The 12,408-nt window shown below is 52.0% G+C and carries 12 protein-coding genes; 6 read left to right on the top strand and 6 right to left on the bottom strand.

Going from position 1 to position 12,408, the window contains the following annotated elements; translation table 11 throughout:
- The first annotated feature begins 50 nt into the window (after window positions 1–50).
- From ACFE8Q_RS21010 to ACFE8Q_RS20990, 5 genes are all read left to right on the top strand, one after another.
- The gene (locus ACFE8Q_RS21010; RefSeq protein ID WP_375447403.1) at window positions 51–500 is read left to right on the top strand and encodes a GatB/YqeY domain-containing protein; all 450 of its coding nucleotides are present in this window, start codon (window positions 51–53) and stop codon (window positions 498–500) included.
- Between the two features lie 97 nt (window positions 501–597).
- Entirely contained in the window at window positions 598–1,137 is a 540-nt protein-coding gene (locus tag ACFE8Q_RS21005; protein ID WP_375447402.1) for a CvpA family protein, read from the top strand.
- Window positions 1,138–1,287: 150 nt separating this feature from the next.
- Complete coding sequence (locus ACFE8Q_RS21000) at window positions 1,288–1,428, top strand: hypothetical protein (RefSeq protein ID WP_375447401.1); 141 nt, start codon at window positions 1,288–1,290, stop codon at window positions 1,426–1,428.
- Window positions 1,428–2,489 (top strand): 23S rRNA (adenine(2503)-C(2))-methyltransferase RlmN, encoded by a 1,062-nt coding sequence (gene rlmN / locus ACFE8Q_RS20995; protein WP_375447400.1) that lies wholly within the window; start codon window positions 1,428–1,430, stop codon window positions 2,487–2,489. The genes ACFE8Q_RS21000 and rlmN overlap by 1 nt, the downstream gene beginning before the upstream one ends.
- 143 nt (window positions 2,490–2,632) lie before the next feature.
- Window positions 2,633–3,541, top strand: a complete 909-nt coding sequence (locus ACFE8Q_RS20990) for a manganese catalase family protein (RefSeq protein WP_375447399.1) — start codon at window positions 2,633–2,635, stop codon at window positions 3,539–3,541.
- A 95-nt stretch (window positions 3,542–3,636) separates the two neighbouring features.
- Here ACFE8Q_RS20990 and ACFE8Q_RS20985 read toward each other — a convergent pair whose 3' ends face one another.
- The 3 genes from ACFE8Q_RS20985 to ACFE8Q_RS20975 form a co-directional block, all read right to left on the bottom strand.
- Window positions 3,637–3,879, bottom strand: coding sequence for a hypothetical protein (locus tag ACFE8Q_RS20985; RefSeq protein ID WP_375447398.1), 243 nt, complete (start codon window positions 3,877–3,879; stop codon window positions 3,637–3,639).
- An 84-nt stretch (window positions 3,880–3,963) separates the two neighbouring features.
- Window positions 3,964–4,476, bottom strand: coding sequence for a GNAT family N-acetyltransferase (locus tag ACFE8Q_RS20980; RefSeq protein WP_375447397.1), 513 nt, complete (start codon window positions 4,474–4,476; stop codon window positions 3,964–3,966).
- A gap of 111 nt (window positions 4,477–4,587) precedes the next feature.
- Window positions 4,588–5,364 (bottom strand): hypothetical protein, encoded by a 777-nt coding sequence (locus ACFE8Q_RS20975; RefSeq protein WP_375447396.1) that lies wholly within the window; start codon window positions 5,362–5,364, stop codon window positions 4,588–4,590.
- A 163-nt stretch (window positions 5,365–5,527) separates the two neighbouring features.
- Between ACFE8Q_RS20975 and ACFE8Q_RS20970 the strand changes: the two genes are divergently transcribed.
- Window positions 5,528–6,289: an SDR family NAD(P)-dependent oxidoreductase gene (locus tag ACFE8Q_RS20970; protein WP_375447395.1), complete on the top strand. Its 762-nt coding sequence runs from the start codon at window positions 5,528–5,530 to the stop codon at window positions 6,287–6,289.
- A 115-nt stretch (window positions 6,290–6,404) separates the two neighbouring features.
- On the opposite strand, the gene ACFE8Q_RS20965 is transcribed toward ACFE8Q_RS20970, so the two are convergent.
- From ACFE8Q_RS20965 to ACFE8Q_RS20955, 3 genes are all read right to left on the bottom strand, one after another.
- Window positions 6,405–7,976, bottom strand: a complete 1,572-nt coding sequence (locus ACFE8Q_RS20965; RefSeq protein ID WP_375447394.1) for a DEAD/DEAH box helicase — start codon at window positions 7,974–7,976, stop codon at window positions 6,405–6,407.
- 453 nt (window positions 7,977–8,429) lie between these two features.
- Complete coding sequence (locus ACFE8Q_RS20960) at window positions 8,430–8,723, bottom strand: Bor family protein (RefSeq protein WP_375447393.1); 294 nt, start codon at window positions 8,721–8,723, stop codon at window positions 8,430–8,432.
- 155 nt (window positions 8,724–8,878) lie between these two features.
- Complete coding sequence (locus ACFE8Q_RS20955) at window positions 8,879–12,397, bottom strand: SNF2-related protein (protein ID WP_375447392.1); 3,519 nt, start codon at window positions 12,395–12,397, stop codon at window positions 8,879–8,881.
- Window positions 12,398–12,408: the final 11 nt, after the last annotated feature.

The following is a 12,408-nucleotide window of genomic DNA, read 5'->3' as shown; positions in this document are numbered from 1 at the left end:
TACCTTTGTGTATTCGTAAAATCATTCATTCGCTAATTCGCAATAGATATATGTCGCTCAAACAACAAATCGACGCTGACGTTAAAGAGGCCATGAAGGCCAGAGATCAGGATCGCCTCCGGGCCTTACGGGCTGTAAAGTCGATGATCTTGCTGGAAGAAACAAAAGAAGGCGCGACCGGTGGTGATCTGAAGCCCGAAGACGAGATCAAGCTGTTGTCGAAAGCAGTAAAGCAACGTAAAGATTCGGCAGATATCTATCGGCAGCAGGGCCGCGCTGATCTGCTGGCTACCGAAGAGGCCGAAATCGCCGTTATTGAAAAGTACCTGCCCAAACAACTGTCGGACGATGAATTACGGGCGCAGGTACAGGCCGTAATCGCGCAGGTGGGAGCAACTGGCCCCGGCGATATGGGTAAAGTGATGGGAGCCGCCAACAAAGCTCTCGCCGGACAAGCCGACGGCAAATCGATCGCCGCTATGGTGAAGAGTTTGCTGTAATTTTAAAGGGTGAACGAGCGGATGAGTGCGAGAGTGGCTTTGTCTGGCTGGAATTTTAGAAGCAGCAGAGCCCCTATCACTCATCACTCTTTACAACATGGCAACAATTGACATCCTTATTCTGATTCCGCTGCTTTGGGGAGCGTATAACGGGTACCGGAAAGGGTTGCTGGTCGAGATTGTGGCTATTATTGCGTTTGTGGTGGCGCTCATTGTTGGATTCAAATTCCTGCAATTCGGTATCGACCTGCTGGCTCCTTACATCAGCCGCGAACTGGCCCGGAAGTTTTTGCCGTGGCTGGGGTTCTCCATCATCTTCTTTCCGGTCGTGTTCATGATCAACCGTATGGGCTATTCCCTCCGGCGATCGCTCAAATACACCCTGCTGGGTACGTTCGATAGCCTGGCCGGTGCGGCAGTTGGTATATTCACCTGGGTTTTTGGAATTAGTGTGATTCTCTGGCTGTTCAGTTTTATGAACGTCCGAATGCCGCCTAATCAAACCCGCGATAGTTTCATGTATCCGTTGTTGCGCCCCGTTGCGCCGAAGGTCATGAACATAGCTACGGTCTGGATGCCGAAAGGCCTGGAAGCGGGCCGGAAATTCAAGAAAGAACAGCTATCGACAAGCCCATGATAACGACTGAGGAACCTGCGCAAACTCTGGCTCCGGCTGTGTTCGCCCAGTTAATCCGCGAAGCACTGAACGAGAGACCCCTTTACTACAAGGGCTACCGTGACGTGCTGGCTGGGCCAACCCATTGGCGTTGAACGGGTATTGTGAGCGTTGACTACCTCGCGCAAAGTTGTAGTCATGCAGGCGGGTGAAGACAGCATCATCACCGACTGGAGCAATGACGTTCTGGTGCTGGAAAATTGCACGTTGAACATAAAAAATCTCCTCGACGAAGAGGAAATTGTCTACTAGTGAAACAGGATATTCGAAAATATAACCCTACGCAACTGACCGACTGGTTTAAACAGAACGGTGAGCAGGCATTTCGGGCCAAGCAGGTACACGAGTGGTTGTGGAAAAAATCGGCGCGCTCATTCGGCGAAATGAGCAACCTCGCTTTGCCCTTACGCGAAAAACTCGACACGCATTTTGCCATCAATTCGCTGTCTGTTGCTACCGAGCAGCGTAGCAACGACGGCACCATCAAATCATCGTTTAAGCTATACGACGGTAATCTGGTCGAGGGTGTACTGATTCCGGCTCTGCGTACCGACGACCAGGACCGAATGACAGCCTGTGTGTCGAGTCAGGTGGGGTGTTCGCTGACCTGCAAGTTCTGCGCTACAGGCTATATGGACCGGAAACGCAACCTCGACGCCGCCGAAATCTACGATCAGGTAGTGGAGATTGACCGGCAGGCGAAAACCACGTTCAATGCGCCGCTGACCAACATTGTGTATATGGGCATGGGCGAGCCGCTGCTGAATTACAAAAACGTCATCGAATCGGTTGATCGGATCACCTCGCCCGATGGGTTGGGCATGTCGCCTAAACGATTGACGATCTCAACGGCGGGCATTGCCAAGATGATCAAACAACTGGGCGACGATCAGGTGAAAACCAATTTGGCCCTGTCGCTGCATGCGGCTAATGACGTGAAGCGCGACCAGATTATGCCGATCAACGAAAGTAATTCGCTGGATAATCTTGCCGACGCCTTGCATTACTTTTACCGGAAAACCGGCACGCGGGTTACATTTGAGTATATCGTTTTCTATAATTTCAACGATACCCTGCAAGACGCGAAGGAGCTGTACGAGTTTACGAAGCGCGTACCAGCCAAGATCAACATCATCGAATATAATCCGATTGCGGAGGCGAACTTTAAAAATACTGACCCGCAAACGCTCGACAAGTTTGCCGGTTTCCTGGATAGCCGGGGTATCACCGTCAACATTCGCCGGAGCCGGGGCAAAGACATCGATGCTGCCTGCGGGCAACTGGCCGGAAAAGAGAAGACGCAGCCTGCATAAGGTTGTTTAGTCAAGGTTCCTGATTAGGCAATGGAGCCTTTTGTGGATTTTATTAAAATAACTACTATTTCTATAGATAAAATAGAACAACTCGAATGGGGGTCAGTTAGGCAGGTAGTGGTATAAGTAAACCAACATGCGTTATGATCTTAAAAATAGACCGGTTGCCAATCGAGCTGCCAACGCCAACTAACCCGTCTGCCAATGATGCGGCAGCCATACAAGAGCTTTTGGGTGGTAAGTTCGGGGAAATGTCGACCCTGATGAACTACACCTACCAGTCGTTCAATTTTCGGGGTCGGAACAAGCTTCGGCCTTTCTACGATCTCATTTGCAGCATCGCTGGAGAAGAATACGGTCATATTGAGGTTGTTTCGTACGCTATCAATCTTTTGCTGACGGGCGTATCCAAACGTGGTATAGACCCAACCATTGCTCCGCTCGCCGACGGTGTTAATGCCCGTAATACGTACCACTTCAATAACAGTGGCCAAACAGCCTTGCCGATGGATTCGATGGGCAAGTTCTGGTCGGGTGATAACGTGTTCAGCAGCGGAAACCTGAAGCTTGACCTGCTGCACAACTTTTTCCTGGAATGTGGTGCCCGCGCCGGTAAAATGCGTACCTACGAAATGGTGTCTGACCCAACAGCCCGCGAAATGGTGGGTTACCTGCTTGTTCGTGGTGGTTTGCACGTAGTGGCCTATGCCAAGGCGCTGGAAGTATTGACGGGTGTAGAAGTAACCAAGTTACTACCGATTCCAGATCTGAGCAATGACAAGTTTCCAGAGGCTAAAAAGCATATGGAAAATAAGTTGCACCTGAAGCTCTATACATTCAGTCAGGACGATTATACGCAGGTTGGTCAAATATGGCATGGTAATCATCCAGAAGATGGGCAGCCGCTTGAAGTGATTCAGGGCGCTATTCCCGGCCATCCGGTGCCTGATCTCGACGAAGAGCCGCAACTCAACGCCCCCGGCTCTGACGAATACGAATACGACCCTCAGATGTTTGCCGATATGGCCAAGAAAATGGGCATCAAACCGTAAGGCGACAGGAACCGTCTTTACAACGAAAGCGGTCTGTTTCGTCAACAGACCGCTTTCGTTGTAAAGTGCTGTGGAAATAACAGCTTATCAATTACTTACTTGATCGAATCACGACGGGCTTCCTGCGCTGCTTCGTTGTACTCTTTATTGGCTGAGTCCAGGTCGGCCTTTTCATCGCGCATTTCGCTCGTATCACCTTCAGCGCGTGCTTCATTCAGGTCTTCCCGGGCGTCCTTTACTTCCTCCGCTTTGTCTTCTTTCTTTGAATCGCAAGCAACAAACGTTGTCGTTGCCATGAAGGCCATCGCTAAGCCGAGTACATACTGTTTGGTTTTCATAAATTGGTTTTTTGTAGAACGAACTACTCTAACCAACTGGTAGGTGGAAAGCAGGGTTGACAAACCCGAGCCAACGGCCTTGGCCTACACGAGTTCATTTAGCCGCTTCTCATAGCACAGAAACCGCAACCCCGGCCTGAAATCTAGGCCAATCTCGCCAGCGTAGACGTACCCAAGGGCCGGAAATAACTGCTGTGTTACCTGATTATGCGTGTTTGTGTCGATGCGCAAAACGGGAATTCCGCGTTGGCGGGCTACTTCATCTGCCTGGAGTAACAGTGCTTTTGCTACTCCTCTTCCGCGAAAAGCAGGATCAACCGCCAGCCGGTGCGTAACGATGGCTGGTTCATCAATATCCCAGCCAACTTCGGCATAGGTTGGCTCCTGATCGGTAGTTATGGCCGAAACGCCTGCCAATTGCCCGTCGATATCGGCGACCCAAAGTTGCTGTTTGGCAATGTCATCACCGAAAACGGTGGCGTTTGGGTACGTATCATCCCACTGGAAATTGCCCGCTGCCTGCATAAGTGGCACAACGCGCTTTACTAAAGCAAGCAGGTCAGGTACGTCGGCGGGAGTGGCTAAGCGGATAGTCATTGAGTTGAGATAGTCATTAATTATCATCAAGCAGTCATTCAGGGTCACTGATTGTAAAGAAACAACGAACGACTATAAATGACTACGTGATGATAATTAATGACCGGCTAATTAATCCAGCCCGGGCCGTTTGAAGGTACGCGCATTGGGGAACAAATCCTCTATCTGCCGATTCAACTGGCTCAACAACGACAGAATCCCCAACAGGTTGTCTGTGGTTTCGGGGTAATAAGCCATTACGGTTTGCCAAGCCGTCAATGACTGATCGACGCTCACGAGCACTAGTTTGGCTTTCCCGTCATAATACGAAAGAAGGTATGCATCATCGGTTTGTTCATCGACGGCCCGAAGCGCTGCTTTCGTCTTCACCGGAATCAACGTGCGATACCAGCGAATCTGCTCATACGCGTCTTTGAGCGTATTCAATTGCAGCATCGCTTCGTCTTCTGTGCGAATGCCCAATTCCACTGCTTGTAGTTGCTGATACCCTGCTTTCTCCAGCAGTTTTCGTTCGCTGGCCAGCCACGTACCTGTCTGCTTTAAATAGGCAGTAGCTAAAGTAGCAGCCGGGTGATCTTTTGTCTGATGACGGCGACTCAAAGCGGCTTCTTCCAGGGTCAGTTGCTCTTCCGAAGAAGGTGAAGCAGGTAGCAACGGCACTGTCTGTTTGTTCAGCGTGTCCAGGTACTGCTTCGTCATGCGCAATGCTTCGGTAAGTTGCTCAACCAATGACGCGTTTGGGTCCGGTTCGGCCAGGCCACTTTCCTGCTGAAGCTGAAAGCTGCGGCAACGACTTGTAAGGGGGCAACGCTCGCACCAGGAGTCGCAATAATTGTAGATGCCAGGGATGAAATCTGGCTGTGTTGGAAGCTCAGGATTGGCAATCATCTCGAAAATAGGTTTTGTTACGGTAGTGTTAATCTACCGTAAATATAGACAGTTGGATTGCACAGAGGTTTAGAATATATCAGCATTTTTTTGACTTAATTTTAGCACTTGTCATGCTTTACTAAGCAGCAGTACATATAAAGCGTGCATAAAACGTACCAACATGTCGTCATTCAACCAACAAGTTGTTCTTATCACCGGGGCCGGTTCAGGTATTGGGCGGGCTACTGCGCTGGCATTTGCCAAAGCTGGCGCCCAACTTATTGTATCGGACATTAACGAAACCAGCGGTCGGCAGACCGTCGAACAGATCAAAGAGGCGGGCGGTGACGCTGCGTATATAACGTGTAATGTGGCTGATTCTGAACAGCATAAAGCCACCGTTGCTTTTGCGCTGCAAACGTTTGGTCGGCTGGATGTGGCCGTCAACAATGCTGGAATTGGCGGGCGGTTTGCCCGGCTCATCGATCAATCGATGCAAGACTGGGAACAGATGATAGCCGTTAATCTCGGGAGCGTATTCTACGGTATGCAGGCTCAAATTCGCCAAATGCTGCAACAGCCGGAAGGGGGCCGAATTGTCAACGTGTCGAGTATTGCGGGTGTAAAAGGCATGCCAATGGGCGCGCCCTACAGTGCTGCCAAGCACGGCGTTATCGGCTTGACCAAAACGGCGGCACTGGAATATGTAAAAAAGAACATCCGGGTCAATGCAATTTGCCCGGTCTACACGCATTCGGCAATGGTGCAGGAATTAATGGATGCGACCCCGGAGATGGAAGAGCGGATGCGCCGTGTCATTCCGATGGGCCGTTTCGGGCAACCTGAAGAAATCGCGCAGGCGATCATGTGGTTGTGCGCCCCGGAAAACGCTTTTTGTACCGGCCAGGCCATTCAGATGGACGGCGGTATGACAGCGGGATAACAAAAACGGGTTCAAAGTTTAACGCCCAAGGTTTAACGTTGCTTCGCTGATTAGACTGATTGTGTTCTGGCGAAGCAACGTTAAACCTTGGGCATTAAACTTTGAACCCGTTTTACTAGTACCGCTTCTTCTTATCCCCGTTATTGCCTGACTCGCGGGGCTTATCGAACCGGTCGGGTGAGGTAGAAAGCGAAGCAGTCCATGGCTTCCAGCGCGCATCTTCGGCACTGCCAGCAGCACTTTGCGTATTCCGGTTGTCGCGGCGGGGGTTGCGATTATTACCCGCAGGCCGATTATCGGGCCGTGGGCTATTGGTACGGTTTCCACCAGTCGACTGACCAGCCGGACGGGCAGGTTGTTCCGAGCGTGGTGCCTCTGAACGGGGCTGACCCTGTGCCGGGCGTGCTCCATCCCTACGGCCATCGTTGCTGCGTCCTTGTGGCTGCCCGTTGCGGCCACCATTTTGACCGCCCTCCCGCGGACCACGTCCACCACGACCCTGTTTAGGCTCAGGTTTTGGCGGTTTGGCCCATTCGATAGGGTCCAGATTCTCCGATTTATACGGGTTGTCGGTAGCTACCGGAACCGTTTTGCCGATCAACTTCTGGATATCTTTCAGGTACGCCCGCTCGTCTGTTTCGCAGAACGAGATGGCGATTCCGCTTGCTCCGGCGCGGCCTGTGCGACCAATACGGTGCACGTAGCTCTCCGGAATATTCGGGAGTTCGTAGTTGAACACGTGCGACAGGCTGTCGATATCGATGCCCCGTGCGGCAATATCAGTAGCCACCAATACGCGGGTGGTGTGATCTTTAAAGTTGCTCAGTGCTCGCTGACGGGCGTTTTGCGCCTTATTGCCGTGAATCGCTTCGGTTTTTACTCCGTGCTTGTTCAGGAATTCGGCTACCTTATCGGCTCCGTGTTTGGTGCGGCTGAATACCAGCGCAGAAACAATGTTTTTGTCTTCGAGCAGGTGAAGCAACAGGCTGCGCTTGTCGTCTTTTTCCACCATGTACACCACCTGCGCTACCGTATCGGCGGTCGACGAAGCGGGCGTAACCTCCACCTTGGCGGGGTTCGTCAGAATCGTATCGGCCAGCTTCACAATTTCGTCGGGCATGGTAGCCGAGAAAAACAGCGACTGCCGTTGGGTTGGCAGTTGAACCAGCACCTTGCGAACATCATGGATAAAACCCATATCGAGCATCCGGTCGGCTTCGTCAAGCACGAAAAACTCAACATGCTTCAGGTTCACAAATCCCTGATTCATCAGGTCGAGCAGGCGGCCCGGCGTGGCGGTCAGGATGTCGATGCCATTACGAAGGGCATCCGTTTGTGATTTCTGACCAACACCACCGAAAATAACGGCATGGCGGAGGTCGAGGTGGCGGCCATAGGCGGCAAGGCTCTCATCGATCTGGATGGCAAGCTCGCGCGTTGGCGTAAGAATCAGGGCTTTGATCTTGTTCGACCACTGACCTGACTGCTTTTTTGTGTAAAGCCGTTGAAGGGTCGGAATCGAAAAGGCGGCGGTTTTTCCGGTGCCTGTCTGGGCGCATCCGAGCAGGTCACGGCCTGCATTCACTAACGGGATGGCTTGTTCCTGAATCGGGGTTGGGGTAGTGTATCCTTCTTCGGCGAGGGCCTCAAGGATAGGCGAAATGATCGCTAATTCGTTGAAATTCATTAAGTTGGGGTGATGCTGAAAAGGAGGCTGCAAAAGCCATGCCTAAACCCCACCACGGAGTGTATAACTCCTTTACTACGAAGTATGTCAGTGCTTTAGTTCCGACGGTGTTGTTTCAGCTCGCCTGGATAAAATCAGTTACCTGTTTATCCATCAATTTTAAACTCGCGAGTTACGCTATTTACCCTGAAAATTGCCGAACAATTGGGGGCTCTTATCGTCAGTTTACTGGCCGATTTCGGTAGGCAACGTACCCAAACAACAGTAAGAGCCCGAAACTACCTGTCAAGAATCCATATGCAAACCCATCAATTTGTTGGCTATCAACTGCCAGCCTACGAACGATGGCGAAACCAACATATAGGGATACTAGCAGTGAGCCGTAAAAATAGAGTCGCTTCATATTAAGAAATTATGGTGACGACAAAGAAATGTCGTCACCATATAACGCTGCTACTTCGTTACTGTAGTTGTGGTGGGTGTATAAATACCAAACGTCAACCCAGCTACCAATCCGTTTACAAATGAATGCCTCGTGAAAACTGTGTAGTTCTCAGCCCCACCAGCCATTTGTTTCGAATCGGAAACGCCCACCGGAGCCAGTCCGCCAATAACATAATGGTTCCACTTGGTAACGGCTGTATTGCCTTGGGCGCCTTTTCCAACAACGCTCGTGTAAGAATAGCAAGACGAAAGCAAAGCTGGTAAAGCAATTAGTGCTGCCAGTGAGTACACTGCTTTTTTCATTTAATTCCGAATTTAGAGTGAGTGAACTAGTTAACTTATTTTGAACTTGGCTTACATAGAATACTAAGTATAAGCCGTGGGCAAAAATGCAGCATAAAGTTCAAAACAGAAAACAATTTGTTAGCTCAAATTGGAATTAGTAGATAGTTGGCGGTTTAGCCCAAGCTCACCAGCTCTTTCAATTCGTCGTCGTTGAGGTCGCCTAGCCAGGTTTCACCGGTTTTTACGCTTAGGTCGGCCAGTTCTTTCTTAGAGCGAATCATAGCGTCGATTTTCTCCTCCAGCGTGCCCTGATTCATGAGGCGGTAGACCAGCACGTTTTTGGTCTGCCCAATACGAAAGGCCCGGTCGGTCGCCTGATTTTCTACGGCGGGGTTCCACCACAAATCGAAGTGAACCACATGGTTGGCCTGCGTGAGATTAAGGCCCGTTCCGCCCGCTTTTAACGACAGAATAAATGTATGGTCGGACCGGTTTTTCTGGAACTGCTCTACCATCTCATCCCGGTCGGCGCGGGACGTACCCCCGTGCAAAAAGAGCGGTTCCTGCCCAAATGCCTGCTGAATGAACTGTTTCAGTAGTTCGCCCATTTCGCGGTACTGCGTGAAAATCAACACTTTCTCGTGGCTGGCGTAAATCGTTTCGAGCAGATTGAGCAGCAGCGTTACCTTGCCCGACAGCGCGGGGTTCTGGTTGCCTTTTTTCAGGTACTGGTGTGGGTGGTTGCCAATCTGTTTCAGGGCCGTCATCAGTTTCAGCACCAGACCACGCCGCGCAATGCCGTCTTTCTCTTCAATAGCCCGCATACTCTCGGCCACCACACTCTGGTAAAGCGCGGCCTGCTCGGGCGTGAGGGCGCAAAACTGGTTGTTCTCGATCTTGTCGGGCAGGTCGCTGATGATGCTCTTGTCGGTCTTGACACGGCGGAGCAAAAACGGGCTGGTAACCCGCCGGAACAACTCCAGTTTGTGTTGGTCGCGTTCCTGCTGAATGGGTTTACCAAACTCTTCGTTGAACTTGCTGGCGCCGCCCAGGTAGCCCTTGTTGACAAAGTCCATAATGCTCCAGAACTCCGATAAGCGGTTTTCGACGGGCGTACCACTCAGAGCGATACGTACCTGACCCTTCAGCGTCTTCACGGCTTTGGTCTGTTCGGTATCGCTGTTCTTAATGTTTTGCGCCTCATCGATGATCAGCACTGACCAGGTTGTCTTTTTCAGCGTTTCCAGATCCGACCGAACCACGCCGTAGGTAGTCAGAATCAGATCATTGGCTGAGGCCGCTTTACCTTCCGGCATTTTGCGGTTGGGGCCGTGGTAGACGTGCGCTTTCAGATCGGGCGCGAATTTGGTGATCTCTTTCTGCCAGTTGGTCAAGAGGGTTGTTGGCAGTACGACCAGCCCTTTTTGTTTCTGAAAACGCCCTTCCTGCTTGAATTTAAGCAGCAACGCGATCACTTGAAGCGTTTTGCCAAGGCCCATATCGTCGGCCAGGAGGCTGCCCATGCCCAGGGTCGTGTTTTTCAGCAACCACTCGTAGCCGCGTTGCTGGTACGGACGTAGTTGCGCGTCAAGGCGGTCGGGGAGGGGCTGGGTTTGGGCTTCGGTAAACTGTTTTAAAATCGCCTGCACGTCGGGACTGATGCCTACCCGGTTGCCCTGATATTCTTCGGCCATCGCCGCCCGGAGTAAATCGGTGCCGCTGAGTTCGGCGGGGCGCGTAAGTTGCTTCTGCAACCGGCCCAGATCAGTGGGGTCAACCAGCACGTATTGATCCTTGATCTTCACCAAACCGGTGCGATTATTCACCAGCGATTCAAACTCTTTGTAGTCGAGCATCTGATCGCCGATAGCCACTTGCCAGTCGAATGTGAGCATATCGTCGAGCTTCATGAACGCATTACTGGCCGTGGTTCTGGCTTTCAAACGACCACCAACCTGCGGACGTACCCAGTGTTGCAGCGACCGGGGCAACAGGAGCGAAATGCCCAGTAACTGCATCCGGGGCAGCTTTTCGAGCAAAATCTTTACAAAATCGTCGGGCGTGTAACTCAGATACGACGGACTGTTCTTCTTCGTCAGTTTCGCCAGATCGGGAAAATGCCGCGAGAGCACCAGCAGATCCTGCAAAACGGCCATGCGGATGTTCTGATGCGGGCTCTCGTCCAGAATCTCAGTCAGCGAAATCGGCGTCGACAGACCTTCGCCAGCTTCGCGGTCGCGGATGAGCAGGCTGAGTTTGAAGACTTCGCCAAACTCGGCTTCCTCAATGGCCAGAATAGGCACGAAGCGTTTCTGGGTCAGGAAAAAATCGTTGAGCCAGAGCTGCATGGCCAGGGGCTTTTCGCGCTTGCCAAAACCCTCCAGTTTCAGGATTTCCTGCCCGAAAAACAGCCGGTCGGCGTCTTCCAGCGGCCAGCGTTCCCAGAGTTCAACGGTGGGTTGCTTTACGGGCTGGCGTAGCAGCAACGAACAGAGCATCAGCACGTGTTCGGCGGGCGAGGCTGGAGCGAGCAAGTCCTTCTGCCACCGAATCGTCAGCAACTCGGGCGGTAGCTGAGTAGACAGCGCGTCGGTCAGGCGGCGAATGGTTTCGTTGAGCGTGGCCGGTAACCAACGTACCCGGTACTGATTGCCGTCGGTGCCCACGCGCAGAATTTGCGGCACCACGGCACCACGCCGTAACAGGGCAGCCGTGAACTGACGCGTCAGATACAGGGCGCGTACCGAGTCGCTCATGTCGGGCCAGTCGGTCTCGGTCAGGTCGCCGAGCCAGCCCATCAGGTCGGCAATGGCAAAGTGGGGTAGGGGCCGCGCTTCGCCGTGTTCACTAAAAATATTGATCTTCCGCAGGTCGAGCAATTCATCGAGTTGAAGCTCGATGCTGTCACTTGGCTCGGGATGATTCACCACTACCTTGTCGACAACGCCTTTGCTGAAAAGCTTGTACGCCTTGCCCAAATCTTTATGAAAATTGCTTTTCGTAAAGGTCACCTCCGGTTCCAGTAGCCCCAGCAGCGAGTCAGCCAGCATGGGTATAGTGGCAAAATCCAGTTCGGTACGGGCAGCTTCGTTGGGTGCCCAGTCTTCGTCGTCGGGGAGATCGTCGGTGCACAGATCGGTGACGGTGAGCACCGTCTCCATACCCCCGGCACCAAAATTATCCGTCGACAAGTCGGCCAGCAGATCGAGCCCCTTCAGCAGAAAAACCAGAAACGGATTCTGGTCTATCTCGTTGGTGATCAGGTAAATAACGGCCGACAGATGCTTGCAGGGCATGGCATAATCGGGGCATGAACAGCCAGCCTGCAATTCGGGGAATGAACGCGGAAATAACCGAATACCCCGACGGTCGGCAAACTGAATCAGATCGGGAGGTAGCTGCCGGTTGAGCAATTGCGCCAGCAAAGCCGGATTTTGCCGGATCTCGGCCAGCAACGCATCTTTTTCCGACTTTTCGAATAGTTTAACCGTCAGCTTGGTCTTGTAGGGGCGTGGTTTGCTGCCCTGAACCTGCGCACTAATCTGGTTAGTCTCAATTTTCAGTGCCCTGACAGCCCCTTTATTGGCGTATGTTTTACCCCGTGGGAGCCGGTTTCCTTCGTCAATACTGGTTAATGCCTGAAGCCATTGCTGACCCCACCAGGTTTTACCATACGTTATTCGTTCGGCCATCTAAGTAGGTC

Source organism: uncultured Fibrella sp. (assembly GCF_964250085.1).
In the GTDB taxonomy this organism is placed as follows: domain Bacteria; phylum Bacteroidota; class Bacteroidia; order Cytophagales; family Spirosomataceae; genus Fibrella.
This window is presented reverse-complemented; position numbering and strand designations above follow the sequence as displayed.

Excerpts from the sequence above, each read along its gene's own strand:
- ACFE8Q_RS20975 (WP_375447396.1), bottom strand. The coding sequence starts at position 5,364 with ATGATTGCCAATCCTGAGCTTCCAACACAGCCAGATTTCATCCCTGGC.
- ACFE8Q_RS20980 (WP_375447397.1), bottom strand. The coding sequence starts at position 4,476 with ATGACTATCCGCTTAGCCACTCCCGCCGACGTACCTGACCTGCTTGCT.
- ACFE8Q_RS20965 (WP_375447394.1), bottom strand. The coding sequence starts at position 7,976 with ATGAATTTCAACGAATTAGCGATCATTTCGCCTATCCTTGAGGCCCTC.
- ACFE8Q_RS20970 (WP_375447395.1), top strand. The coding sequence starts at position 5,528 with ATGTCGTCATTCAACCAACAAGTTGTTCTTATCACCGGGGCCGGTTCA.
- ACFE8Q_RS20960 (WP_375447393.1), bottom strand. The coding sequence starts at position 8,723 with ATGAAAAAAGCAGTGTACTCACTGGCAGCACTAATTGCTTTACCAGCT.
- ACFE8Q_RS20955 (WP_375447392.1), bottom strand. The coding sequence starts at position 12,397 with ATGGCCGAACGAATAACGTATGGTAAAACCTGGTGGGGTCAGCAATGG.
- ACFE8Q_RS21010 (WP_375447403.1), top strand. The coding sequence starts at position 51 with ATGTCGCTCAAACAACAAATCGACGCTGACGTTAAAGAGGCCATGAAG.
- ACFE8Q_RS21005 (WP_375447402.1), top strand. The coding sequence starts at position 598 with ATGGCAACAATTGACATCCTTATTCTGATTCCGCTGCTTTGGGGAGCG.
- ACFE8Q_RS20990 (WP_375447399.1), top strand. The coding sequence starts at position 2,633 with ATGATCTTAAAAATAGACCGGTTGCCAATCGAGCTGCCAACGCCAACT.
- ACFE8Q_RS20985 (WP_375447398.1), bottom strand. The coding sequence starts at position 3,879 with ATGAAAACCAAACAGTATGTACTCGGCTTAGCGATGGCCTTCATGGCA.